This window comes from Undibacterium sp. Xuan67W (assembly GCF_049340165.1).
Taxonomy (GTDB): Bacteria; Pseudomonadota; Gammaproteobacteria; order Burkholderiales; family Burkholderiaceae_D; genus Undibacterium.
In genome coordinates this window covers 139,432-166,334 of sequence record NZ_JBMPPN010000006.1, presented here as the reverse complement: position 1 = coordinate 166,334, position 26,903 = coordinate 139,432, and the positions used below count along the sequence as shown (strand labels likewise).

The 26,903-nt window shown below is 47.8% G+C and carries 19 protein-coding genes; 17 read left to right on the top strand and 2 right to left on the bottom strand.

Going from position 1 to position 26,903, the window contains the following annotated elements; translation table 11 throughout:
• Positions 1 to 35 precede the first annotated feature (35 nt).
• From ACO0LE_RS07995 to ACO0LE_RS07970, 6 genes are all read left to right on the top strand, one after another.
• On the top strand, positions 36 to 491 hold the full coding sequence (locus ACO0LE_RS07995; protein ID WP_422959878.1) for an FKBP-type peptidyl-prolyl cis-trans isomerase: 456 nt from the start codon (positions 36 to 38) through the stop codon (positions 489 to 491).
• A complete protein-coding gene (gene ispH, locus ACO0LE_RS07990) occupies positions 488 to 1,423 on the top strand; it encodes a 4-hydroxy-3-methylbut-2-enyl diphosphate reductase (protein ID WP_422959877.1) in 936 nt (311 codons plus the stop codon). Before ACO0LE_RS07995 ends, ispH begins: the two co-directional genes overlap by 4 nt.
• 537 nt (positions 1,424 to 1,960) lie before the next feature.
• Positions 1,961 to 2,890 carry a branched-chain amino acid ABC transporter permease gene (locus ACO0LE_RS07985; RefSeq protein WP_422959876.1) on the top strand — a complete coding sequence of 310 codons (930 nt, stop codon included), beginning with the start codon at positions 1,961 to 1,963 and terminating at the stop codon, positions 2,888 to 2,890.
• An 11-nt stretch (positions 2,891 to 2,901) separates the two neighbouring features.
• The gene (locus ACO0LE_RS07980; protein ID WP_422959875.1) at positions 2,902 to 4,098 is read left to right on the top strand and encodes an ABC transporter permease subunit; all 1,197 of its coding nucleotides are present in this window, start codon (positions 2,902 to 2,904) and stop codon (positions 4,096 to 4,098) included.
• 11 nt (positions 4,099 to 4,109) lie between these two features.
• On the top strand, positions 4,110 to 4,880 hold the full coding sequence (locus ACO0LE_RS07975; RefSeq protein ID WP_422959874.1) for an ABC transporter ATP-binding protein: 771 nt from the start codon (positions 4,110 to 4,112) through the stop codon (positions 4,878 to 4,880).
• Entirely contained in the window at positions 4,880 to 5,602 is a 723-nt protein-coding gene (locus tag ACO0LE_RS07970) for an ABC transporter ATP-binding protein (RefSeq protein ID WP_422959873.1), read from the top strand. The genes ACO0LE_RS07975 and ACO0LE_RS07970 overlap by 1 nt, the downstream gene beginning before the upstream one ends.
• Positions 5,603 to 5,704: 102 nt before the next feature.
• Here ACO0LE_RS07970 and ACO0LE_RS07965 read toward each other — a convergent pair whose 3' ends face one another.
• Positions 5,705 to 6,268: a phasin family protein gene (locus tag ACO0LE_RS07965; protein ID WP_422959872.1), complete on the bottom strand. Its 564-nt coding sequence runs from the start codon at positions 6,266 to 6,268 to the stop codon at positions 5,705 to 5,707.
• Between the two features lie 533 nt (positions 6,269 to 6,801).
• On the opposite strand from ACO0LE_RS07965, the gene ACO0LE_RS07960 reads away from it, so the two are divergent.
• The 3 genes from ACO0LE_RS07960 (at position 6,802) to pbpG (ending at position 9,264) form a co-directional block, all read left to right on the top strand.
• Complete coding sequence (locus tag ACO0LE_RS07960; protein WP_422959871.1) at positions 6,802 to 7,239, top strand: acyl-CoA thioesterase; 438 nt, start codon at positions 6,802 to 6,804, stop codon at positions 7,237 to 7,239.
• Positions 7,239 to 7,934, top strand: coding sequence for a nitroreductase (locus tag ACO0LE_RS07955; protein WP_422959870.1), 696 nt, complete (start codon positions 7,239 to 7,241; stop codon positions 7,932 to 7,934). The genes ACO0LE_RS07960 and ACO0LE_RS07955 overlap by 1 nt, the downstream gene beginning before the upstream one ends.
• A 319-nt stretch (positions 7,935 to 8,253) precedes the next feature.
• Positions 8,254 to 9,264, top strand: coding sequence for a D-alanyl-D-alanine endopeptidase (gene pbpG, locus ACO0LE_RS07950; protein ID WP_422959869.1), 1,011 nt, complete (start codon positions 8,254 to 8,256; stop codon positions 9,262 to 9,264).
• Between the two features lie 94 nt (positions 9,265 to 9,358).
• On the opposite strand, the gene glnE is transcribed toward pbpG, so the two are convergent.
• Positions 9,359 to 12,091, bottom strand: coding sequence for a bifunctional [glutamate--ammonia ligase]-adenylyl-L-tyrosine phosphorylase/[glutamate--ammonia-ligase] adenylyltransferase (gene glnE / locus ACO0LE_RS07945; protein ID WP_422959868.1), 2,733 nt, complete (start codon positions 12,089 to 12,091; stop codon positions 9,359 to 9,361).
• 330 nt (positions 12,092 to 12,421) lie between these two features.
• On the opposite strand from glnE, the gene ACO0LE_RS07940 reads away from it, so the two are divergent.
• The 8 genes from ACO0LE_RS07940 (at position 12,422) to bcsA (ending at position 26,848) form a co-directional block, all read left to right on the top strand.
• A complete protein-coding gene (locus ACO0LE_RS07940) occupies positions 12,422 to 16,747 on the top strand; it encodes a YhdP family protein (RefSeq protein ID WP_422959867.1) in 4,326 nt (1,441 codons plus the stop codon).
• A gap of 26 nt (positions 16,748 to 16,773) precedes the next feature.
• Positions 16,774 to 17,589: a carbon-nitrogen hydrolase family protein gene (locus ACO0LE_RS07935; protein WP_422959866.1), complete on the top strand. Its 816-nt coding sequence runs from the start codon at positions 16,774 to 16,776 to the stop codon at positions 17,587 to 17,589.
• Between the two features lie 202 nt (positions 17,590 to 17,791).
• Positions 17,792 to 19,252: a metalloprotease TldD gene (tldD, locus tag ACO0LE_RS07930; protein ID WP_422959865.1), complete on the top strand. Its 1,461-nt coding sequence runs from the start codon at positions 17,792 to 17,794 to the stop codon at positions 19,250 to 19,252.
• Between the two features lie 55 nt (positions 19,253 to 19,307).
• Complete coding sequence (bcsQ, locus tag ACO0LE_RS07925; RefSeq protein WP_422959864.1) at positions 19,308 to 20,081, top strand: cellulose biosynthesis protein BcsQ; 774 nt, start codon at positions 19,308 to 19,310, stop codon at positions 20,079 to 20,081.
• Between the two features lie 432 nt (positions 20,082 to 20,513).
• Complete coding sequence (bcsD, locus tag ACO0LE_RS07920; RefSeq protein WP_422959863.1) at positions 20,514 to 21,002, top strand: cellulose biosynthesis protein BcsD; 489 nt, start codon at positions 20,514 to 20,516, stop codon at positions 21,000 to 21,002.
• Positions 21,003 to 21,042: 40 nt separating this feature from the next.
• A complete protein-coding gene (gene bcsP, locus ACO0LE_RS07915) occupies positions 21,043 to 21,552 on the top strand; it encodes a cellulose biosynthesis protein BcsP (protein WP_422959862.1) in 510 nt (169 codons plus the stop codon).
• Positions 21,549 to 22,316, top strand: a complete 768-nt coding sequence (bcsQ, locus tag ACO0LE_RS07910; protein WP_422959861.1) for a cellulose biosynthesis protein BcsQ — start codon at positions 21,549 to 21,551, stop codon at positions 22,314 to 22,316. The genes bcsP and bcsQ (ACO0LE_RS07910) overlap by 4 nt, the downstream gene beginning before the upstream one ends.
• Complete coding sequence (bcsA, locus tag ACO0LE_RS07905; RefSeq protein ID WP_422959860.1) at positions 22,316 to 26,848, top strand: UDP-forming cellulose synthase catalytic subunit; 4,533 nt, start codon at positions 22,316 to 22,318, stop codon at positions 26,846 to 26,848. Before bcsQ (ACO0LE_RS07910) ends, bcsA begins: the two co-directional genes overlap by 1 nt.
• The last annotated feature ends 55 nt before the right edge of the window (positions 26,849 to 26,903 follow it).

Genomic DNA, 26,903 nt, shown 5'->3' with positions numbered 1-26,903 from the left:
ATACAATAGAGGCTTGATCGAACTTCACCTTAATTATGTCAAACCACGCTATCCCTGTCGTTACACCCGATGCTTATCTGACTTTGCATTATCGCCTTGCCACGCTGGATGGTGAGGATATTATCAGTACTTTTAAGGAAAGTCCGGCGACTTTGCAAATGGGAAATGGTCAGCTCGCCCCTGAGCTGGAGAGCGCGCTGCTGAATCTTGAGGAAGGTTCTCATACGACACAAGAGCTTGCGCCGGAACAGGCATTCGGCCCACGTAATCCCGAGCTGATACAGCGTGTTTCTCGCGCAACTTTAAAAGCAAATTCTGCTTTTGGTGAGCAATATGTCATTGGTGACCTGGTTGAATTTGCCGCTCCGTCTGGCGGGCGTTTTGCCGGGATTCTCAGAGCAATTGATGAGGACGGTGCTTTATTTGATTTTAATCATCCGCTGGCAGGCCAGACGGTCCTGTTTGAAACAAAAATCATTGGTATTTTATGACAACGGACAAAGAAATTGTATTGGCGCAGCCGCGTGGGTTTTGCGCAGGGGTTGATCGTGCTATTGAAATCGTAGAGCGGGCATTGCGGCAGTTTGGTGCGCCTATCTATGTCCGTCACGAAATTGTACACAACGCTTATGTAGTCAATGACCTGCGGCAGAAGGGGGCTATTTTCATAGAGGAATTAGCTGATGTTCCTGCTGGTAATACGGTGATTTTTTCTGCGCATGGCGTTTCTCAATCGGTCCGTAAAGAGGCAAGCGCAAGAGGTTTGACAGTTTTTGATGCAACTTGCCCTCTCGTTACTAAAGTCCATATTGAAGTTGCGAAAATGCGCAAAGAAGGTCGTGAAATCATCATGATCGGCCATCAAGGGCACCCGGAAGTTGAAGGAACAATGGGGCAGACGGAAGGCGGGATGCATCTTGTTGAAACAGTCGATGATGTGGCTAATTTGAAGGTGGCCAACCCTGATTTACTTGCTTATGTTTCTCAGACAACTTTGTCGGTTGACGACACGATTGAAATTATCGCTGCACTCAAAACTAAATTTCCCCAAATTAGTGAACCAAAAAAAGGCGATATTTGTTATGCCACAACCAATCGCCAGGAGGCTGTTAAGTTTATGGCGCCACAAGTTGACCTGGTGATTGTTGTAGGCAGCGCGAATAGTTCGAATTCCAATCGTCTGCGCGAAGTTGCTGAGAAAAAAGGTGCGGCATCCTACATGGTTGATAATGCTTCCCAGATTCAGGCGGACTGGTTGAAAGATTCCCGTCGTATCGGTGTCACCGCGGGTGCATCTGCACCTGAGGTTTTGGTACAACAAGTTATTGATCGACTGAAGCAATTAGGTGCGCAAAGTGTGCGTGCTTTGGATGGTGCTGAAGAAAATGTAACTTTCCCTATGCCAAAGGGGCTGACGGGGTAATGCAAAATGCGCTCTGGCTAAGCGCATTTTGATCTTGCGTAAATAATAAATTGCTACATGCTGTTTATTCAGTATTTTATTTCGCGAATTCATCGCTAACATTGCTGAACTTTGATTGACCACGAGTCATTTTTACACTGTGCAGTATCAGACCAGTATAGTAGTATGGGCTCGGGCTTAATATGGTGGTAGTATTTTTGTTCATGCTTTCCAGTCAATCTCTGTATAATCCCGCCGAATTTCACGACCTTCCTTTCGATTCAACAGGCAGGCGTGGAATAGGTTACATAAAAATATTACAAAAGCTTTTTGCCAAAAGTTGTTGAGGAGAGTTTTACTATGCGTCATTCCACTATTTCAATTGCTCCACATTGTATGAAGCGTCTTTTCGGATAACAGGCGCTTAAATTGAGCGGCACACAAGAATTACTTGGTGCCGTTTTTGTTATCAGGAATGATTTTTGCTGAGTAGTCTTTAAGTGAGATATTCAGGTATCTCGGTAAAAAATTCCATCCGTTCATAAAGAGAGAAGCAATATGGATACATTTATCCAACAAATAATAAATGGCCTGGTATTAGGGTCTATGTATGCTTTGGTCGCGCTGGGTTACACCATGGTTTATGGTGTACTGAATCTGATCAACTTCGCTCATGGCGATGTACTCATGGTCGGTGCTATGGCGGGACTAAGTATTTTGAAATTACTCGGTGTTATTGCACCGGATCTGCCCGGTATCGTCCAATTACTGATCGCGATTATCGGCGCCATTCCCGTTTGTATCATTGTGAATGTAGTGATTGAGCGTGTTGCATATCGCAGATTGCGTAATGCACCGCGTCTGGCTCCATTGATTACCGCGATTGGTATTTCTCAATTGGTTCAGGTGTTCGCTATGATTATCTGGGGACGCAGTCCAATTTCTTTCCCAAGTGTGATGCCGTCAACACCGATTCCCGTCGGTGGCGCAGTGATTTCGCAAACACAGATTTTATTGCTGGTTCTGGCGACTCTTGCGATGGTCGGCTTAGTTTTGCTGGTAGAGAAGACCAAGATGGGACGAGCTATGCGCGCCACGGCAGAGAACCCACGTGTGGCGGGTTTGATGGGCGTTGATTCTAATAAAGTCATCGTGGCAACCTTTGCCATTGGCGCCTCACTTGCGGCAATTGCGGGTGTGATGTGGGCGGCTAACTATTCGTCCGCACAGTTCGCAATGGGCTTCCTGCCAGGCCTGAAAGCATTCTCTGCTGCGGTCTTGGGTGGTATTGGCAATATTTATGGTGCGATGGTCGGTGGCATTATTCTTGGTCTGATCGAGAGCCTGGGAGCGGGTTATATCGGTGAATTGACTGGCGGCCTGCTAGGTAGCCAATACCAAGATATTTTCGCGTTTGTTGTATTGATTATCGTGTTGACTCTGCGCCCATCCGGCATCATGGGTGAACGTGTTGCTGACCGTGCATAAGGAGAGCATGAATGTCGAATTTTTTTGATATAAAAGCGAATCCAAGCAAGGCCTACACGAGCTTTGCCGTCTTGGGTATCGTCTTGGTGTTGTTCCCATTTATTGCTGCCAATTTTGGTAACTCATGGGTTCGTATTATTGATTTTGCCTTGCTCTACATTATGTTAGCGCTGGGGTTGAATATTGTGGTCGGCTTTGCCGGTTTGCTGGATCTGGGTTACATCGCGTTTTATGCTGTCGGTGCTTACATGGCAGGTTTGCTGGCATCACCGCAGTTTGCTGTGGTTCTCGAATCCTTTGTTAATAATTATCCGCCAGTCGGTAATTTTCTGATGTGGGTGTTCGGACCTGAGATCGCACAGACCGGTCTGCATTTATCTGTCTGGGTTATTGTGCCGCTGGCAGCTGCGCTGGCTGGTCTGTTTGGTGCATTGTTAGGCGCACCAACTTTAAAGCTGCGCGGCGATTATCTGGCCATTGTGACCTTGGGTTTTGGTGAAATTATTCGTATTTTTATGAATAACATGAACTCGCCGGTGAATATCACTAATGGTCCTCAGGGTATCAATATGATTGATCCTATCCGCATCTTTGGTGTATCGCTGTCAGGTGAGGCCGGCTCTAATGCGACAGTCCACTTTGGTTTCATCAGTATGCCGTCCGTGAATGCCTATTACTTCCTGTTTCTGGCTCTGTGCATCGGTATTATTTTTGTTTCTTTGCGCTTGCAAGACTCCCGTTTAGGTCGTGCCTGGGTTGCGATTCGTGAAGATGAGATTGCTGCTAAGGCGATGGGAATAAATACACGTAATATTAAGTTGCTGGCGTTCTCTATGGGCGCATCTTTTGGTGGCGTTTCTGGTGCAATGTTCGCATCATTCCAAGGCTTTGTCTCACCCGAATCCTTCTCTCTGACGGAGTCAATCGTAGTGTTGGCAATGGTTGTTTTGGGCGGAATTGGTCATATACCTGGAGTGATTCTTGGATCGATACTGCTTGCCGCATTGCCTGAGATTCTGCGTCATAGCGTCGAACCTATTCAGAATCTGTTATTTGGCAAAATTTTGATTGAGGCTGAAGTCTTGCGCCAATTGCTATACGGCTTGGCTATGGTATTGATTATGTTGAACAGACCAGCCGGTTTGTGGCCAGCACCCAAGCATGAAGACAGAATAACCAGTAGCAACGATACGCCAGCTGCGGCTTAAGGAATACCGACATGACTGAAAAAACTATATTAAAAATCGAGGGAGCAAATAAGCGCTTCGGCGGTTTGCAAGCTTTGTCGAATGTTGGGATCAATATAAAACAAGGTCAGATCTACGGCCTGATTGGTCCTAACGGTGCCGGTAAAACGACATTCTTTAACGTTATTACAGGCTTATACCAGCCAGACACAGGGACATTTGAACTGGATGGCAAGCCTTACTCACCATCAGCTCCTCACGAAGTCGCAAAAGCGGGTATTGCACGTACATTTCAAAATATCCGCTTGTTCGGTGAAATGACTGCATTGGAAAATGTCATGGTTGGCCGGCACATCCGTACTCATCAGGGTGTTTTGGGCGCGGTCTTTCGCGGCAAGACTGCGCGTAAAGAGGAAGCTGATATCAAAGCTCGCGCGCAGGAGTTGCTCGATTTTGTCGGCATTGGACAGTTTGCAGATCGTACTTCCAAATATTTGTCCTACGGCGATCAGCGTCGTCTCGAAATCGCACGTGCATTAGCAACAGATCCAAAATTGTTAGCGCTCGATGAACCGGCTGCAGGTATGAATGCGACCGAGAAACTGGCTCTGCGCGAGTTGCTGGTTAAGATCAAAGCGGAAGGCAAGACAATTTTGCTGATCGAACATGACGTCAAATTGATGATGGGCTTATGTGACAGAATCACGGTATTAGATTACGGCAAGCCAATTGCTGAAGGCGTACCTGCGGACATTCAGAAAAATCCAGCAGTGATTGAAGCGTATTTGGGAGGTTCTCACTAATGGTTGATAACGTATTAAAGATTAGTAACCTCAAGGTTGCTTACGGTGGCATTAAAGCGGTTAAGGGCATTGATTTAGAAGTCAATAGAGGTGAGCTGATTACCTTGATCGGTGCCAACGGCGCAGGTAAAACCACGACGCTCAAAGCTATTACAGGTACTTTGCCAAGCTGCAAGGTAGAAGGAGAAATCCTCTATGACGGCAAATCTATCCGTGGCATTAACTCATTTGAGCTGGTGAATAATCATCTGGCGATGGTGCCGGAAGGACGGGGTGTTTTTACCCGTATGACTATTCTGGAAAATCTCATGATGGGTGCATTCACTCGCAACGATAAAGCAGGCATCAATCAGGATATCGAAAAATGGTTCGCCGTTTTCCCACGTTTGAAAGAGCGTGCCGCGCAGTTGGCTGGTACTTTGTCAGGTGGTGAGCAGCAGATGCTGGCAATGGCCCGTGCGTTGATGAGTCACCCAAAATTACTGCTGCTGGATGAGCCATCCATGGGCTTGTCGCCGATCATGGTAGAAAAAATCTTTGAAGTTGTGCGGAATGTTTCCGCACAAGGCGTGACCATTTTATTGGTCGAGCAAAATGCGAAACTCGCGCTGCAAGCCGCGCATCGTGGTTACGTGATGGATTCTGGCGCGATCACAATGACTGGTAAGGGTAAAGATATGTTGAATGATCCTAAAGTGCAGGCAGCCTACTTGGGCGAATAAGCTAAATGGAATACAAAAAAGCCTCGATTTATATCGAGGCTTTTTTATTTCAAACAACGCCGGAAGACCATGTTTGAAGAAATGATACTCAGGACGCCGAAATTATTTCTTAGAGCGAGTTGTTGCTTTTTCTGTCGCTGTAGAGATCTGGGTTACTGCATTATTCAGATTGGCTTCCAATGCCTCTACCGCTTGTTTGCTCGATTTAGTGAATTGATCGTAGCTTGCATTGGCATTATTGAATGCCGTCTTCACAAATGCGACGACGTTTTCTGTACCGGCTGGTGCATTTTTGGAGACTTCGTCAAACAATGCCAGAACTTTACGGTTTGTTTCAGCGATTTGAGTTTCTGCAGCACGTGTAAATTCGGCTTGCGTGCTGGAAGCAATGTTCGACAGATGACGACCGTAAGCCAATGCTTTTTCAGCATTCGGTTGCGCTTGTGCTGCAGACAGACTGAAAAATTCTTGTGGATCTTTTGCCGCTAATAATTGCTTTGTGGCTGCTGTGGATTCTTCCAGCGATGTTTTTGCAACGGTCAAATTTAATTCGACAAATTTCTCTACGCCTTCAAATGCTTTGCCAGTCAACGCAGTGATCAGCGCTAATTGCGCATCGAAGTTTGCTTTAGTAGCAGCAGAAAACTGTTCAGGTACGGAAAACATAGATTTCTCCTAAAAGGAATGAGTCGGTTTGATCAAGTAGCGGGTTTGTTACAGTGAATTATATTGCATTGATGCCGCGTTTTGTGCGCTGCAATATGGTGCATATTATTGATTAATAGAGGAAAGTCAAGAAAAATTGTGCAATGCAATAAAAATGTCTTTTTTAAAACAACCTAGATTCCCAATAAAATCTATCACCAGCTTTCTTGGGATGAATTATTGTTAATCATTCATGATTATCTGTAGGAATTGTGACTGGTTCATGAAACGGCGCGGTTAAAATTGAATCTCTGCGCAAATCATAAAAAGCAATTGTTACGTCTTAAATTGCTTGGTAAAAACGTTGCGAATGCAAAGTGATGAAAATTTTTAAATGGAACTGATGCGCTGCTCTGTAATAAGCTTGGAACTTCAGGCTGCGGCAATAAAGATGTTTGACCGATGTTGACCCGAAGTGATCAATACGCAGAACAGGTAAAGTCGTAGCGTCAACAGCTAACTTTAAAAGCAGTGACCTATTTTTTGAGGAAAAAATGGCGATAGAAGCAAAAAACCGAGGGCAATTTCAACATTTTCATACGATACAGACACGTTGGATGGATAACGATGCATATGGACATGTGAATAACGTCATCTACTACAGTTGGTTTGATACCGTGGTCAATCAGTTTCTGATCGTCAATCAGGCGCTAGACATAGAGAAGAGCCAGGAAATCGGTCTCGTGATCGAGACACAATGTAATTACCTGGCCTCAGTTGCTTTTCCCGATGTGATATCCGCAGGCGTGACAGTGAGCAAACTTGGTAACTCCAGTGTTCGTTATGAGATCGGTATTTTTAAAAATGATGAAGAGATGGCTGCGGCTCAAGGCCATTTTGTGCATGTCTATGTGGACAGGGAGAGTCGTCGGCCTGTGTCCATTCCGGAAAAAATTCGCAGTTTATTATCAACCTTAGAGGTACCTGTCTGATGATCCAGTCACCAACCCAGCAATGTGTCGATGAAGTGATAACTTCTCGCCGTTCGATCCGTGCTTTTTTACCGACTGCGGTAGAGCGTGAAGACATTCAGGCGATATTGGAAGTTGCTGCACGTGCACCCTCCGGCAGTAATACACAGCCATGGAAGGTCTATGTCTTAACAGGTAACACGTTGACGCAGTTAAGTTCCGCAATTCTGGCCGCGCATAACGATAGTGAGCAGGCGCAAGCCCATAAAGAGGAATATAACTACTACCCTGTCAAATGGATTGCCCCTTACCTTGAGCGCCGGCGCAAAGTAGGCTGGGATCTGTACGCATTGTTAGGGTTAGGGCGAGAGAATAAAGCCGGTATGCATACACAGCACGGACGTAACTATGCTTTTTTTGATGCGCCGGTTGGTCTGATATTGACGATTGATCGCGTGATGGAGCAGGGCTCGTGGCTGGATTACGGCATGTTTTTGCAAAATATCATGCTAGCAGCGCGCGCCAGAGGTCTGGACACTTGTCCACAAGCTGCATTTACCCAATATCATAAAATTATCCATGATGTTTTGGCATTGCCAGAAAACGAAATGCTGGTCTGCGGCATGTCGCTGGGATATGCCGATATGAGCAAAATTGAAAACAGCCTGGTTACTGAGCGTGATGAGATTACAAAGTTTACGCAATTCCTCGATTAAAATGCATCGGGAGACATCAAAAGGAGTTGGAAGTTTACGAAGATTTTTCCAAATTACTTAGCGTTAAGTGATCTCCGGGGAAAGTGTTTTATTGATAAGCATAATGCTGCTCAGTTGGGTGAGAAAAATAAGTAAAACTGACATAGTTCGTCGCAGAACTCTGGCGCCTTGCTTCGCTTAAACTAAATTCTGTGTTTGTTTTCAAATAATGACACTAGATTTTTGTTCAAGTAGATAGCATAAGCCTTTAATTCTCTTGCGAATTTTCACAATTTTGCTACACTGCACTAAATTTTTTCATTTGCATGAGGAGCGATTGATGGTGAAATTTACCCGTCAAGCACTAATAGTTATTGCCGCGATGCTGCCAGCATCCCTCGTGTTTGCTGAAGCCACGCATCACAAAAAGCATATCGTTCAGAAGAAAGTTGTTACCAAGCTTGCTGCCGGTAAGTTGGTGAAGCGCACGATTATCGTCAACGGCAAACGTAAAATCATCACGGAACGTGTCGCTGTTGCACATATCGTCCCTGAAAAACCAACTGCGGGTGATATTGCCGGCCTTAAGCATTCAGAAGATCCTCTGACATTGCAATCGAATGTCGCTTTCGTCGTTGATCAGGCGAGTTCCAAAGTGTTGTTCGATAAAAATTCCAATGTATCTTTGCCGATTGCTTCCATTACCAAGCTGATGACCAGCCTTGTTGTGGTTGAGGCGAATCAGGATATGAACGAAGAAATCGAGATCACGAATGACGATCTGGATAAAGAAAAAGGTACCGGTTCACGCCTCAAAGTCGGCGCAAAATTATCGCGTGCCGATTTGCTGCACATTGCCTTGATGAGCTCTGAAAACCGTGCGGCATCCGCTTTGGGTCGCAATTATATCGGTGGCTTGCCAGCGTTTGTCGCCGCGATGAATGCCAAGGCAAAACAACTCGGTATGGCAGAAACGCATTATGTCGACTCATCAGGTCTGTCTAGTCAAAATGTGGCCAGTGCGCAGGATTTGGTAAAGCTCATCAATGCGGCGTATCAGCATCCGCTAATCCGTCAATACTCTACTGATTCCAGCTATGTTGTTGCGCCAGGCGGTGGTCGTTCATTGCAGTATTCAACCACGAATAAACTGGTAGCAAATCCAACTTGGGATATCGGTTTGCAAAAGACAGGGTATATCTCTGAAGCAGGTCGTTGTCTGGTCATGCAGGCGATGATACAAGGCCGTGCAATTGTCATGGTCTTCCTGGATTCTAAGGGTAAATATTCTCGTTTGGCTGACGCAGGACGCATTCGTAAATGGCTGGAGACGGTCAAGCCACAGGCGTAACGCAGATATGGCAAAGATGTGGCGCCGAGTTTGTAAATAAGTGTCTGAACATAAGCATACAAAGCCTGTTGATATGAAGATCAACAGGCTTTTTTTATTCCAGCAAACTGTGCCAGAGAGTTTTCGTACTCTGAATTTCAGTCGCGACCTGTTCCCGTTCGACGCGTGCTTTTTCTACCCCTTGCAAGCGTTGATTGTGTTGGAGCTTGCGGAATAACCGATAAGCGTCGGCGTTCCCGGCAGCCAGGCTGGCATCAATTAAGCCGAGCTCTCCGCATAATTTCAACAGTGCGATATTGCCAATATTTGCGGTCAGTTGCGGATAAGTGTGAGCGTGCTGCAGCACCAAAAATTGGACGATGAATTCAATATCGATCATTCCGCCCACATCCTGTTTTAGATCAAACAGGTCCGTCCGGTTCGGATGAGCATCATGCATTTTCTTACGCATGCTGACGACTTCCTGCTTCAGCTTGCCGGTATCGCGAGCTTGTCTCAATACTTTATCTCTGATCTGATCAAACATCGGCGCGATGCGGAAGTCGCCTGCGCAAAAGCGTGCGCGGGTCAGCGCCTGATGCTCCCATAACCAGGCAGACTGCTCCTGATAACGGGCGAAGGCATTGACTGACGAGACTAGCAAGCCACTCGCGCCATCAGGACGCAGGGCAATGTCGATGTCAAACAAAATACCTGCTGGTGTATGTGACGTCATCCAGGTAATGAAGCGCTGTGCCAGCTTTGCGTAGTTTGCCGGAGCCTCCTGATCATCGTCGTCGTATAAAAAAATCACATCAAGGTCGGACGCGTAACCCAGTTCTTTGCCACCTAATTTACCGTAAGCGATTACCGCAAATTGCGGTTGCTCACGATGGCGGCTGGCGATGGTTTGCCATGCTGCCTGTAGTGTCGCGGCGACCACCAGATCGGCCAGTTGCGATAGTTCATCCGCCAGATGTTCGACGCTGACTTGTCCTTCCAGATCTTGTGCGAGCAAGCGGAATTGCAAAGCGTGATGCATCTCCCGCAGGGTTTCTAACTGACGTTCCGTGTCGTCGGTGTGCTGGTCGAGTTGTTGTTGAAGTTCTGTACTAAAGCTGGACCAGTCAGGGTCTTGCCGCAGCGCTGTTTCGTCAAGTAATTCATCGAGCAGGATAGGATGGCGCGTTAAAAATTTAGCTGCCCAGTCACTGGCACCCATCATTCTGACAACCCGTTCCAGGGTGTGAGGATATTCCGTGAGCAAGGCGAGGTAGGCTGTTCTGCGGGCGATTGCTTCGATAAAGTCGAGCAAACGATTTAACGTTGCCAGGTGGCCGTGTGCCTGTTTCGCAATTTGCGGTAAGGCGCTGTTGACAATGGCAACCAGCTTATTACGACTGATTTCGCTAAGCGATTGCAGACGAGGAGATTGCCATGTGCTCATCAGACGTTGAACGGCGTCGGTCACATCCTGAAAATGCAAGACACTTAAATGGGCCTCCAGCATTTCATCACTATCCGCTGCGGCCAGCGTCGCTGCCAGGGCGTGGTCATCGGTATGTTTTTGCGATGTTTTTTTCTCTTTAAAAATGGCGTCGAATTGCTCTGCGACGAATTGCCGGTGTGGTGTGAGCTGGCTGAGCAATTCTTCTGTCGTTGCACAGCCCATCATGTGTGCAATTGTGGTCTGGTCTTCTTCTTTCACCGGAAAGGTATGGGTCTGCGCATCATCCAGATATTGCAGGCGATGTTCAAGATTGCGTAAAAAATGATAGGAGCTTAATAATTGCTCAACGACCCCGGGTTCCAGAATGTTTTTTTCTGCCAGGGTGAGCAGGGTAGTTCTGGTTGATCGATCGCGTAAATTCGCTTCACGTCCTCCTCGTATTAACTGAAAAACCTGACTCAGAAACTCAACTTCACGGATGCCACCGCGGCCGAGTTTGACGTTATTGCTGCGCTCGGGATGCTTAGTTTCCTGACGGATGACTTCGGCGCGAATCTGCCCGTGCATCGAACGGAGCGAGTCGATCACACCATAGTCCAGATAGCGGCGATAGACAAAGGGCCGGATGATTTTGTCGAGCGCCACGATATCGTCGGGTTTGCCAGTGATTGCCCGCGCCTTTACCCAGGCATAGCGCTCCCACTCACGGCCTTGTATTAAAAAATATTCTTCAACCATCGCAAAGCTCGCCACTAAGGGGCCTGAGTTACCGTTAGGGCGCAAGGCCATATCAACCCGAAAACTAAAGCCATCTTCGGTCACCTCTGAGATTGCAGCGATCAGTTTTTTTCCCAGTCGGCTGAAGAACTCGTGATTGGAAAGACTGCGTTGCTCGGCGTGATGTGCGTGGGTGTCGCCATCCTCGGCGTAGCAAAAGATCAAATCGATATCGGAAGACACGTTTAGCTCCATTCCCCCCAGCTTACCCATGCCCAGCACGATCAATTCTTGCGGTGCGCCAGAGTCCTCGCCTGTCGGCGTGCCATACAGGGCAATCGCTTCCTGCATTAACGCAGACAGATGCTGCTGCACCGCAAAATCGGCAAACTGACTGATCGTCGTGACAACTTCATCCATGTCAGCCGCGCCTGTCAGGTCTCGGGCAATTAAGCTTGATACGACCAGGTTGCGCAGGCGGCGCATTACTTTGTTAAGAGGAATGCCAGCCTGTATTTCTTTTTGTAAAATCTGAGCAAAAATCTGCGGGCTCAAGGATAATCTGCTGTGTTCTTCCAGTAAGCTGATACGTGCGGGATCCGCCTGTAACCAACGTTTGACGAAGCGAGAGAGTTGCGCAGTGCTGATGAGGTCGGATGGGGTTGCCAGTGCTGGTGTCATGGAGGACTTCGTGAATGATTGTGGCATCGATTTTAAAGGCAAACAGATAAGGCTGGAGCTGTCGTGGCGGATAAGTTTACGCGCTGTCATCAACGCGAATGTGACGTACTGGCTAGATTGACCGGTATGTTAGATGTCGTCAAAGCGTGTCGATTTCTTATGGAATTTTGACATACTCCAGGGTAGTAATTATATTTGTCTTCGTAAAGCTTGCGGATTGGGCTTGTTTTTATAAAATATCGGGGGAGTATATTGTTTTTCGCGTTTTTTCAGGAAATGTTGTCAAGCTGTTTTGCTGCCGCAAGAGAGTGCTAAACCATTGTGTCAGTGATGAATAAAACGCCAGTGCCACCATCAGATGAAGCAGCTTCAGCTCCTGTGCCCGAGGTTGGGTCTGACCACGCGCCAGTCAACGCCTTGCGACAAGGTCGCGGTGTGATGGATAACTGTCGTTCTGCGACGGCATTTTGTGGCCGCGGTGTTCGCATCCTGGTGAAACTCCTGGTGCTCTGTTATTTCCTCTTCTGCGTTTTGTTCCTGGTGTTGCGCTATGGCGTCCTACCGAATGTTGAGCGTTATAAAACTGATGTAGAGCAACTCGCCAGCCGGTCCATTGGGCGTCAGGTCGAAATCGCCAGTCTGCAGGCGAGGTGGCAGAGCCTTAATCCCGTTCTGGCATTGAAAGACGTAGTTGTACGTGATCAGAAAGGGCAGGCTGCTCTGGTATTGCCCGAGGTTTCTGCCACTATTTCCTGGTGGTCAGTCCTGTTATTTGAACTACGACTGGATAAACTTGATATCGCGCATCCCTCATTAACGATACAAAAACAAGCGGATGGCAAATTACTGGTCGGCGGATTTTTTATAGACCCGGCGCAGGCTGGGGATGGTAAAGGTCTGGACTGGATGCTGGCGCAACGCGACATCGTGATCCGCGACGGCAACCTGCGCTGGATTGACCAATACCGCAACGCCCCTGAGCTCCATCTCGCTTCAGTCAATTTCGTACTGAATAATCAATGGCGTCATCATAGATTCGCGTTGAAAGCAACGCCGCCGGCATCGCTGGCGGCTCCGGTCGATATTCGCGGCGACTTTCAGCATGCAGTATTTAATCGCCGTACTACGGAGCTCAGCAGCTGGAGCGGCGATCTCTATGCCGATCTGGCGCAGTCGGATATCAGCATGCTTAAAGCGTACGTGGATTTGCCTGCCGATGTAAAAAAAGCGCATGGTGCAATACGAGCCTGGTTGCATCTGGATAAGGGCCGGGTGGCCGAGCTGACCGCCGATGTCAGGTTGACCGATGTGCTCGGGACTTTTCGCAAGGATTTGCCGGTTCTCGATATGGCGCAGGTCAGTGGTAGGCTGATTGCCAGTGAGCGCGCCGCGTTTGGCCGTCAGTATTTGCGAGGTCTTTTTGGGCAGGCCGGACATCAAATTTCTCTGATCAATTTCTCCATGCAGGCGCGTGACGGTCAGGTCTTACCTGCAACGACCATCAGCGAAAGCTATATTCCCGCACAAAAGGGGCAGCCGGAAAAAGTCGAACTATTTGCCAGACAACTGGACCTGCATACCTTGGCGAATTTTGCAGAACATTTGCCTTTGCCGCCGGATCAGCGTCGCATGTTGGTCGATTTTGCGCCCAAAGGTCAGCTCAAGGATTTCAGCGCAAAATGGCAGGGTACTTATCCAGAGACGGTCTCCTACAGCCTGAAAGGACAATTCCTTAATCTTTCGCTAAAGGCTCAACCCGCACAATTGGCGCTCGCCAAGACCAGCACGACACCTGCCAGTGCGGCAGTGCCTGCTATACCTGGGTTTGAGAATTTGTCCGGTACCGTAGATGCCAGTGATAAGGGTGGCAGTTTTATGCTCGACTCGCAGGATTTATTGCTGCAATTGTCCAGTTATTTTGTCGATCCTGTCATGCCGTTCAAGCGATTGCAGATGCTGGCAAGCTGGCAATTTGAAGCCGATGATAAGCTTGCTTTGCAGATCAGCAAAATGGAGTTTGAACAAGACAACATGATCGCTTCCATTTCAGGAAAGCACACCATGTCGATGCGGACAAATAAGGTGGCAGGGCAAGAGGTGCATCCTGGCGAAGTTGATCTGGTCGGTAAATTCACCGGGTTTGACCTCAAACAGATTGATCGTTTTATCCCGGCGAATGCACCCGAGGATTTGCGCCATTGGTTGGTTGGCGCTTTGCTCGACGGTCGTGCAGATGATGTCAGTTTGCGTATCAAGGGCGACCTCGCCCATTTTCCTTTTGCCGGGCATGACGGCAAACCTAATCCCAAAGGCGAGTTCTGGGTCAAAGGTACGATTGTTGATGGCAAGCTGGATTTTGCTCCGGGTCATTTCGCCGACGACGGCAAAGCACCGCTATGGCCGGTTATTGATAGTATCAACGGTAGTTTTGTATTTGACCGAGCGCGTATGGAAATTCGCGGCGAGACGGCAAAGACCCTCGGTGCAGATCTAAGCAAAGTCAAAGCGATTATTCCCGATCTGATGACTCACAACAGCGTTTTGTCGATTGACGGTACCGCTAGCAGTAATTTACAAACGATGTTGCAGTATGTGGGGGCGAGTCCGGTGGATGGCTGGCTTGGACACTTTTTGAAAGACAGCAAAGCCAGTGCGAACGCACAACTGGGTCTGAAGTTGCAATTACCTTTGCAGCATATTATCGATTCCAAAGTTCAGGGGACATTGCAATTTGCTGGCAATGATGTGCTGTTGCAGGGCGGTATCCCTCCTGTCAGTACCGTCAATGGCAAACTTGAGTTCACGGAAAAAGGCGTGAATCTCAATACGTTGAAGGGCAGTTTGCTCGGCGGCGCTGTACAGGCAACGGGTGGTTCGCAAAAAGATGGCAGTATCCGGATCCATCTTGACGGGGTTGCGACCGCAGATGGCTTGCGTAAAAATTTCCCTGTGTTAGCGAACGAACGCTTAAGCGATAAGCTGACAGGTGCTGCCCGCTATGGCGCAAATATCAACGTGAAAAAACGCCAATTAGAATTGCAGATTGATTCCAGCCTGCAAGGTCTGGCTTTGGGTTTTCCTGCACCTTTGCGCAAGGTCGCTAATGATAATCTGCCTCTGCATTTTGAACTCATTCCGCAAGTATCTGCGGACACAACTCAATTGCGCGACGAGATTAAAATGACATTAGGTCATGCGGTCAATGCGCGCTATCAAAGGCAGAAATCGACGGAGGCAAATGCTAACTGGCAGGTAGTACGCGGCGGGATAGGCGTGAATGCACCGGCACCGGAGCCAGATAGCGGCTTGAATGCGAATATTGATTTCAAAGCAGTTAATGTGGACGAATGGCGACGGCTGGTCGCGACCGGGACTAATCTTGTTGCGAGTGCGGGCAATAATAGTATCAATAGTGTTAACGGTACCCCGTCAAACACGCTTGCAAATAACGTTGCCAATGTTGCCGCTAATGTCTCTGCTATTAATATTAATCCCAGCGACCTGGATATTGCCGCTTACATCGAGCCAAATGTGATCGCAGCACGCACAGCAGAGCTGACCGTGATGGGGAAGAAGTTAGACAATGTCGTGGTCGGTGCTTCTCGTCAAAAAGGTCTATGGCAAGCGAATATCGATTCAAACCAGGTATCCGGTTATCTGACCTGGAGTGATTCTGGCGCTGGCGGACAGAGTTTGGGTAATGTCTCTGCCCGTCTGAGCAAGCTGATCATTCCGCAGTCAGCTGCTTCTGATGTGTCCGATTTACTCGAGGGTAAAAACAGCGATACGCAGATCCCTAGTCTGGATATTGCTGCAGACAACTTTGAATTATTTAATAAAAAATTTGGTCGCCTAGAGTTGACGGCAAGCAATGCGATGACCACGGCAGGGCGCGAATGGCGCATCCATAAAGTATCCTTGAAAAATGAGGATGCTGACCTCAAAGGTACGGGCAAGTGGAGTAATCGCAACGGTGAGAGCATGACTAGCCTGAGCTATGTGCTGGACATTAATAGTGCCGGTAAATTGCTCGACAGAGTCGGGTTTGCGAATGTCATGCGCGGCGGGCGTGGCAAGTTACAGGGCGAGGTTACTTGGAACGGTTTACCGTTTGCCATGGATGTGCCAAGCATGTCGGGACAAATTCAGTTAGAGCTGGCGGCAGGTCAGTTTTTAAAAGTCGATCCGGGTGCGGCAAAGTTGCTGGGCGTGCTGAGCATGCAGTCGCTGCCGAGACGATTGACGCTCGATTTTCGCGATGTGTTTTCAGACGGCTTTGCCTTTGACTCCATCACCGGAACTGCCCAGATTCAGAAGGGTATAGCGAAGACCGAGAATTTGAAGATGCGCAGTGTCAATGCTGCGGTATTAATGGATGGTACGGCGGATATCGTGAACGAGTCTCAACATTTGCATGTGGCAGTTATTCCTGAAATTAATGCCGGTACTGCGTCTGTCGTGTATGGATTAGCGGTGAATCCTGTTATTGGCTTGGGTACCTTTTTAGCGCAATTGTTTTTGCGTGAACCTCTGGCGCGCGCCTTCACCTACGAGTATATGATTACAGGCGGATGGAAAGAGCCAACTGTCACTAAGATCGATCATAAAGAGGCAGAAATTCCACTGCCCAAAAAAGAAGCAAGCGCTAATAAGTAGCCAGTGCGGATGCGTGGTCTCAAATTATGTTGAAGGGTAAAGCAATGAATGTCGCTGCGATACAAATGGTATCCACTCCTGTGCTGCAAGAGAATATGGTAAAGGCAGAGCGCTTATTACAGCGGGCGGCAAGTACTGGTGCGCAACTCCTGCTCCTGCCTGAATACTGGCCGGTAATGGGGTTGCACGAAAGAGATAAGTTTCTGGTTGCGGAACAGCATGGTACGGGCGAGATACAGGCGTTCCTTGCAGAACAGGCCCGCCAGCTTGGTGTCTGGATTATCGGCGGCACTATACCGTTGCTATCTACAGAGCCAGACAAAGTATTGAATACCACCTTGGTGTTTAATCCGCAAGGCGAGTCAGTTGCGCGTTATGACAAGATTCACTTATTTGGTTTTACCAAAGGTGATGAATCATACGAGGAGTCCCGCACGATTACGCCTGGTCAGCAGGTGGTGACATTTGATGCTGGCTTGGCAAAAGTGGGATTGTCGATCTGTTACGATTTACGTTTTCCTGAACTATATCGGGCGATGGGCGAGTGTAGTTTGCTCGTTGTTCCCGCTGCTTTCACTCACACTACAGGACAGGCTCACTGGGAAATTCTCTTGCGGGCCAGAGCCATCGAAAATCAGTGTTACGTTCTGGCCTCGGCGCAAGGTGGCATCCACGTGAATGGTCGCCGTACCTGGGGACAGACTATGCTGATTGATCCTTGGGGCAAGATCATCGACGAATTGGCAGAGGGCGAGGGCGTGGTTGGCGGTGAACTTGATCTGGCAAACATCGATGTGGTAAGGATGAGCTTGCCTGCATTAAAGCACCGCAAATTAGCCTAGATTCTGCCGCTAACTCAAGTAAATTTAATTCAATTCGGATATGCCGTTCAGACGGATCGTGCCACTGAGTTTATTGTCAATAGATAATGAATAATTTCGGTCTCCCTTTTGCCAAAATGTTTTAAAAAAACGATGATGCGTGCAGATGACCGACTTGCTCTACAATTCGTACATCAATCACTTATAGCATTGTTAGAAAAATATGATTCCAATTGACTCAAATCTGCGCCATTTAGCTATCGCTCGTGACATTTTGTTAACGCCGTTCGGGCTAGATGAGGCTAAGTTGGGCAAGGTGCTTGGCTCTATGTTTACGCATAAGGTGGATTACGCGGATCTTTATTTTCAGTTCACGAAAAGCGAGGGCTGGAGCCTGGAAGAGGGCATCGTCAAGACGGGGAGTTTTTCCATTGATCAGGGTGTTGGTGTTCGTGCGATTTCCGGCGATAAGACCGCATTTTCCTATTCGGACGAAATTTCAGAAAAAGCCTTGCAAGATGCGGTTCAGGCGACCCGTACTATCGCCAGACAAGGTGCGGGGAAAATCAAAGTTGCCTCCAGCATGCAAAATGTTGGCAGTCGCTCACTGTATCTGCAACAAGATCCTCTCGCCTCGTTGGATGCGACGCAAAAAGTCAGTTTATTGGAGCGTCTGGAAAAAATCGCCAGAGCCAAAGACCCGCGTGTGGTGCAGGTTATGGCGAATCTGGTTGGCGAATATGACGTCGTATTAGTCGCGCGCAGTGATGGTGTTATTGCTGCGGATATCCGCCCTTTAGTACGGGTATCTCTGACGGTGATTGTGGAGCAAAACGGTCGTCGTGAGATGGCGTCAAGTGGCGGTGGCGGACGCTACGATTATGTTTATTTTTCTGATGCTTTGTTAGAGAAATATGCCGATGAAGCGGTTAAGTCAGCCTTGGTGAATCTGGATGCACGGCCGGCGCCAGCGGGGCCGATGACGGTAGTGTTAGGGCCTGGATGGCCGGGTGTGTTACTGCATGAAGCGATAGGCCATGGTCTGGAGGGTGATTTTAATCGCAAAGGTTCCAGCACTTTTTCTGGACGCATCGGTGACAGGGTTGCGGCTAAAGGCGTGACGGTGGTCGATGACGGTACCATGAAGGACCGCCGTGGCTCATTGAATATGGACGATGAAGGTAATCCGACGCAGTGTACGACTTTGATCGAAGACGGTATTTTGAAGGGCTATATGCAAGATACGATGAATGCGCGCCTGATGAAGATGCCGGTCACCGGTAACGCTCGTCGTGAATCCTTCGCCCATTTACCGATGCCAAGGATGACAAATACATATATGTTGGCCGGAGATAAAGATCCGGCAGAAATTCTTGCCTCCGTTAAAAATGGACTATATGCCGTGAATTTCGGCGGTGGTCAGGTTGATATCACGAATGGCAAATTTGTATTCTCCGCCAGCGAAGCCTATATGGTAGAAAATGGCAAAGTGACCTATCCGGTAAAAGGCGCAACCCTGATCGGTAACGGTCCTGAAGTTTTAAACCGTGTCTCAATGATCGGTAATGATTTACAGCTAGATTCCGGTGTCGGCGTATGCGGTAAGGAAGGACAGAGCTTGCCTGTTGGCGTTGGACAGCCGACATTGCGCATCGATGGATTGACCGTTGGCGGTACTGCCTGATCATTACATTGGTAGGCTTGGCGATGATTGAATTTTCTCTTCCGGGGCAGAGACTATGCCGGTAATTGCGGTCGTCTCAGCCAAAGGCGGTGTTGGCAAAACAACGGTGACTGCAAACCTCAGTCTTGGCTTCGTGCAGCGTGGTTTTTCTGTGCTGGTGCTTGATCTTGATCCGCAAAACGCGATTCAGTGGCATATGGGCGGATTGCCGCATGATGTTGTCAGTGGGCTCAGTGTTATTGCTGGCGACAGAGCTCCCAAGCTGTGGGAAGTTGCTTTCTCCAGCGCGTCTGGCGTAGATTTCGTCCCTTACGGTAGTGCAGGCGAGCAGCAACGTATCGATTTTGAGCAAGTGCTGGAGCAGCAAGAGGAGTGGCTGCTGAAATTGTTGAAGCGGGCTAAGTTGCCGAAAAATACAATAGTCTTGCTTGATACTCCTCCCGGGCCGTCTGCTTACTTAAGTCAGGCGATACATGCAGCCGACTTTTTACTGGCCGTGGTATTGGCGGACGCGGCTTCTTACTCCACTATTCCTGAAATGGAATCTCTCATTGCAGTGCACACTAATGAGGCAGGATTGCTAGTTGACTCTGCTTATCTGGTGAATCAAGTGTCAAGTAGTCAGCTATCTCAGGACGTCGTCTCTTTGTACCGGGAGCAGTTAGGTGCCAGAGTCGTCCCCATTCTTATCCCCGAGAGTGCTCAGATTGAGGAGGCGCTTGCTTACGAGCGATCGGTTCTTGATTACGAACCTGAGAGTCTCGCTGCTACAGCCTTGCAGGAAGTAGCCGACTGGCTATTGCTGCAGTTGCAACTACAGGCTAAGTAATCAATACAAGCGAATACGCGCCAGTATAGATTTAAATACTTAATTGATAAATTAAGAGGGAAGTGGGCACTTTTCTTGCGTCCACTATGTCAAAACTGGCGTGTAGACTTTTGTGCGGCCTGTTTTTCCAAGCATAATCTCAAGATAGAAGAAAATCTGACGTCAATATAGGAATTCAGTGAAATGTGAGTGACAATAAAGTGATGTTGCATCTTGTTTATTTGGTTTGATATCGAGCAGATAACAAATGTTGAAATTGAATGATTTTAACGGTAAATAAGGTGTTGTTAGCTTATGAATAGTTAACATTTATTCAGCGCTATTCGCTAGACTTGCGTATTGATGAAATGCTAAAGTCGAAAATAATAACAATGTTAGTTCAGGCTGCTACAGACCGCCGGATTGAGACTGCAAAGGTGCATAGTGAGTAATGTGTCAGACAATATAAATTATTACGAAGAACAGCAATGTTCCACTCAATGGCGCGCGTTTCTTGGCGCATTTTCTACAGAGTTCTGTGCTCAGGGAGATGTGCAGGATTTACGCGCTTTTATGTTCAAACTTGGACTCAGGATGGCCGCTAGTTTCAAGCTGGATGGCGGCGCGACGATGCGTACTCTTGAAGCTAGCATGAACAAAATCTGGCGTGACCTGAACTGGGGCTGGGTTCAGCTTAACGAAGAAGCGGATAGTTTAATCATTGAGCACAATGCGAGTCCGATCAAGCTTGCGTTTGGTGAGCAGGCATTGGAATGGTCGCCTGCCTTGCTGGAAGGTGTTTATACCCATTGGTTTGAGTCGTTGGGGGTTGATAAAGCTTTGCGGCTTACCCAAAAAGGGACTGCCCTGGAGCAAGGGCGTGTCATCGTTTTTCAATTGAAAAAACATACAGGAGAACACGCACATTTTACTCGTCGCTAAGCAGGCGTGACCGCTAGACGGAGTGCAAAAGGTTTAAATTATGGACAACGACATCAAAAATCTCTTTAAGAAAATCGACGGCTCTGCGGACTCGTATAAAGAGATTCATCGTGATGGCATGAATGAACAGGCCAAACAGCGCTGGCCTTTACTCAGAGATGTTCACGTAAATACGGCGAAGCCAGTGGCTGCTCGTGCAGTGCCTAAAGTTGAGTCAACGTTGCCAATGGATGGTTTGCCGTCGATAGCATCTGGAAGAATGGTTTCAGATCAACAGGCACCAGCGGCATTAGCCCCGGCAGAGAGTTCTTTTCTGCGTCAAGCTGAATATGCCTCCGGAGCTTCGGGACATTCCTCACGTGCCGGCCCCATACCAAAAGAATCCTCTTTATTCGCGCGTGCGGCTAATGAGCCGCTTGCTTCCTCGCCCGAGGAACGTGGCGATCCTACACTTGCAAGCTTGTTTAGCCGTTTGTCAGGCGCACGTGTAGCGGATCAATCGCCAGAACCTGCAGTTAGCTCCTTCTTCAAAAAAATATTTAAACCATGAGGGTAATTGCGGTCATCTCTCCTAAAGGTGGCGTTGGAAAAACAACGGTAACAGCAAATCTTGCTGCAGCAATTGCTGCATTGGGAGCGAAAGTCACCATACTGGATCTTGATCCACAAAATGCGTTGCGTCTGCATTGCGGTATGCAGCATGAGGATCCGGCAGGCGTTGTGCGGCAAACGATGTCGGGTCTACCCTGGACGGATGCTTTGTATGAAAGCTCTTATGGCGTGCATTTTTTACCTTATGGTGTCGTTGATGAGCCGGACAGAGTCGCTTTTGAGCATTTCATTAAGAGCAAGCCGGGTTGGCTGGCAACGCAATTAAGTTCGCTCGACCTAGCGGACGAAGAAATTGTATTGATCGATACACCTCCGGGACCAACCGTATATTTGCAGCAGGTATTACATTGCGCGAATATTGCATTGATTGTAATTAAACCGGACGCAGCCTCGTATTCAACTATTCCTTCAATCGAGTCTCTATTGCACTATTACTGCAGCGACCGGCAAGATTTTTTTGGATCTAGTTATATCGTGAATCAAATGGATGCAAACAAACAGTTGCATCGAGATATATTACAAATGTTGAGAGCCAACATGGGAGCGCAACTGGTGCCAATTACGATTCATAAGGACGAAGCCGTTAGTGAGGCGCTGGCTTGCCAATCTCCGGTTTCTCTCTACGCGAAACATTGCTCGGCTACCCATGATTTATTGCAAATTACGACGTGGTTGCAGGATCGTTATAAGTTAATTGCCTGATGCGCTCAATACTCAACTCACGATATCTGTATGGCCGTCTGAACGAATTTGGCCGCACCCTGGTTAACTGGCCCGGCTGGGAACTAAAAACGACCCGGGCGATTGCTCTGGTAATTGCCGCTGGTTTGTATTGGACCAGTATCAGTATTCCTCTGGAATTGATTTGGCAGACCTTGTTTTCGATTGTCGTGTTCTGGACGGCTATGTATTTGCGTCGCTATACCGGTACGTTGGTATCGCTAGTGATGATCATGTTCTCCGTCAGTGCAACCAGTCGTTATATTTATTGGCGTATCAATTACACGATTGATGCTGAGAATCTGGTTGATCTGATTTTTGCGTTAGTTCTTGTTTCTGCCGAGGTGTATGCCTGGCTGGTGTTGTTGCTCGGTTACTTGCAGACGGCATGGCCATTGAAGCGCAAACCGGTTCTGATGCCGGAGGACACAAGTTTGTGGCCTGTCGTTGATTTATTTATCCCGTCTTACAACGAAGACCTCAGTGTAGTGAAGCCCACTGTGCTGGCAGCAATGGGAATCGACTGGCCAAAAGATAAACTCAATATTTATATTCTGGATGACGGACGCCGCCCTCAGTTCCAGGAATTTGCCAAGTCTGTTGGAGTTAATTGCTATATCCGTAGCGATAACAAGCATGCGAAGGCCGGTAATATTAATGCAGCACTGGCCAGAACTACCGGAGAATTCGTCGCGATTTTTGATTGCGATCACATGCCGACACGCTCCTTTTTGCAATACGCGATGGGGTGGTTTTTAGTAGACGAAAAATTGGCGATGGTGCAGACGCCCCATCATTTTTTATCTCCCGATCCGTTTGAGCGTAACCTGAACACGTTCCGCAATGTTCCCAATGAAGGCGAATTGTTTTATGGCCTGATACAGGACGGAAACGATTTATGGAACGCGACCTTCTTCTGTGGTTCGTGCGCAATTCTGCGTCGCAAATATCTGATGGAAGTTGGCGGGATTGCGGTAGAAACCGTGACGGAAGATGCGCACACCGCGTTGAAGATGCAGCGACTTGGTTACAACACGGCTTATCTCGCTTTACCTCAGGCCGCCGGTTTGGCGACCGAAAGTTTATCAGCTCACGTCGGACAGCGTATTCGCTGGGCGCGGGGAATGGCGCAGATTTTCCGTACGGATAATCCCTTGTTGGGCAAAGGACTGTCATTCGGACAAAGACTTTGCTATAGCAATGCGATGCTTCATTTTTTCTATGGATTTCCGCGCATGGTATTTTTGCTTGCGCCTATTTCGTATTTGTTTTTTGAAGTCCATATTATTAAAGCATCTGCTTTGGCGATCGCGGCGTATTCTTTGCCGCATTTATTGCATGCCAACTTGACTAACTCCAGGATACAAGGCGCGCATCGTCACTCGTTCTGGGCGGAGGTTTATGAGGCGACACTAGCCTGGTATATTTTCCGGCCAACGCTGGTCGCGCTGATCAACCCTAAACTGGGTACTTTCAACGTGACTGCTAAAGGTGGTCTGGTTGAAAAAGAACACTTTGACTGGGTAATTTCCAAACCTTATCTGGTGATGCTGGGGTTGAATATCCTCGGCTTCATTGTCGGTATCGGTCGCGCACTTTGGTGGAATACCTATGAATTAGACACAGTGATTTTAAATATGCTGTGGACGATTTATAACCTGATCATCCTTGGAGCGACTCTTGCGGTGGCTACCGAATCGAAGCAGGTACGCAAAACGCATCGTGTCAGGGCCAAGCTGAGTGCGATCTTGCGTATGCCTGGCGGCCATTCTCTGGTGTGTGAGACGGAAGATTTTTCTTTAGGGGGAATGTCTTTAAAACTACCTGAGGATGTCATGCTCGATAAAGATGCCGAGGTACAGGTGTCTTTGTATGGTACGGCCGGTGAGCATATTTTTCCGGCTACCGTGGTATTTTTAAAACAAGGTTTAGTCAGCGTGCAGTTCAAGACCTTATCGCTTGAACAGGAAATTAATCTGGTGAATTGCACGGTCGGTCGTGCTGACGTCTGGCTTAACTGGTCACAAGAACGTGATTTTGATCATCCATTAAATGGTCTGAAGGAAATTACGATGCACAGCATGGTTGGATTTTCACGATTTGGTTCAAGTATCATGCAGTACTTTGGAAATAAAACAATGCCTTTCAACAAAATAACGAGCTCCACTATGGTGAAAATGATCAAGACAAAGCTGGTGCGTAAGCGAGGCACCACCGCACTGGCGCTCCTGTTTGGTTTGTTAATGCTCGGGCATGACAATGTAGATGCAAAATCCAAGCATGCGAAAGCCTCTGCTTCAGAGGTAGTCAGTGAATCTGTGGCTTCAGTATCGGCTGTGCCTGAAAAAGAACCTGTAGTGAAGTCAGCCTTATCGCAGAGAACAATCAATATCTCTTTGAAGCAGATGGGCTCTGGTTCTAATATCGAATTGCGTGGTGTTGAAGGTGAGAGATCCTTTCCCTTTACCGTACGCAGCGATGAGCTGATTACTGCGGCAAAAGTCCGGTACGGCATCGCTTATTCGCCGGCTATGTTGCCAGAACTGTCGCATATGAAAGTATTGGTAAATAACGAGTTGGTGACAGTCGTGCCTTTGCCGAAAGAAACGGCGAGTGGTTTTGTCCGTGAAACGAATATCGATCCGCGTTTGTTTGCTGACTTTAACCAGCTTGGCTTCAAGCTGATAGGCCATTACACCAGAGAGTGCGAAGATCCCTATCATTCCAGTTTGTGGGCGAATGTCAGTAATACGTCGAATCTGGAATTGACGATTACTTCGATTCCTTTACAAAATGATTTGGCATTGTTGCCAACGCCGTTTTTTGATAAACGTGACAACAAGATGCTGGAGTTGCCGTTTGTCATGCCGGCTGCGCCATCGCTGGATATTTTACGTAATGCCGGTATTGTTGCCTCATGGTTTGGTCACCTGGCAGCGTATCGTGGTGCTAAATTTCCAGTAGCAACTCAGGCGCTACCCGAAGGAAACGCTGTCGTCTTTGCAACGTCGAATGAAGTCCCCGCTGGCTTGAAGTTGCCAGTCATTTCTGGGCCGACTTTAAGCATCATGACTAATCCTTTGAATCAAAATACTAAATTATTGCTGGTGATGGGACGTAATGCCGCTGAGTTGCGCATCGCTGCTCAGTCATTGGTATTGGGGCAGATTGCATTATCCGGTGATCGCGCTTTTATCAAAAATTTCAAAGAAGCGAATCCGCGCTCACCTTATGATGCTCCGAACTGGCTGCCAACGAATCGTCCCGTCAAGTTCGGTGAACTGGTTGCGCATCAGGATTTGCAGGTGAAAGGTCTGACGCCGGACCTGATCCGCGTGAATATGCGTGTTGCGCCGGATTTATTTACATGGCAAAGAGATGGTGTTCCCATTGATTTACGGTACCGGTTTACACCAAGGATTAACGTGGACCGGTCGACGTTAAATATCGGTATAAATGGTGAATTTATCCGTTCTTTGTCCCTGTCTGGCGGACAGGTAGAAAAAGGGAAAATTAAAGAATCCGTGATGTTGCTGTTTAAGGATGGACATCGTTACGCACAAGAAGAAATTCAAGTGCCAACCTTCCAGATCGGTGCAGAAAACCAATTACAGTTTCACTTTTTCTATGACTATGTGAAGCAGGGCCCATGTAAAGATGTGTATCTGGATAATGTCAGATCTGCGATTGATCCTGACTCGACGATTGATTTTTCAGACATGCCGCACTACACCGCAATGCCTAATCTGGCACACGTAGCGAATGCAGGTTTTCCATTTACGCGCATGGCAGATTTGTCAGAGACGGCGATCGTGATGCCGGATCGTCCGACCGCGCAAGAAACAGAAGTGTTTCTGAATCTGATGGGACGTATGGGCGAATCGACGGGCTATCCTGTGACTAATAATAATGTCGTGCGCGGTAGTGATCTGGATAAACTCAGTGATAAAGATATTGTGATTATTGGAACAAATGGCAATGTCTCCTTGCTAAAGCAATGGACGAAATACCTGCCTTTGGTGATGGATGAAGGTGGTAATAAGCTGCAATTACCCACCGGCTTTATGCGTATTCTTGCCCGCTGGTCAGGACGTGACATCGATAAGATTGAACGTCACACAGGCGAAATGCTGGCAAGTACGGGTAATGCTTTTGGCGCGATGATGCAATTTGAATCCCCGCTGAGCAGCGGTCGCAGTGTGGTGGTATTGACTGCCGGTGATGGTGATAATTTACTGGGACTGACCAGAGCCTTACTCAAACCAGACCTGAGAAGCAAATACCAAGGCGATCTGGTGTTAGTCAAAGGTGACAAAATGGAAAATGTACAGATTGGTGATACCTATTATGTCGGTAGCCTGCCATTTTGGACATGGGTGAAATGGCACTTGTCAAACCACCCAATGATTTTGATTGCGTTCCTGATGCTGGCGTCGTTGATTGTTGCCACTGTAATGTTCCGATTCTTAAGAAAAAAAGCGGCATCCCGATTGACAGTCAATGAAAAAAAGTAAGATTTAGCCGACTTTTATATTGATAGGTAGGTCCATTTTTTTTAGTAACTATTCT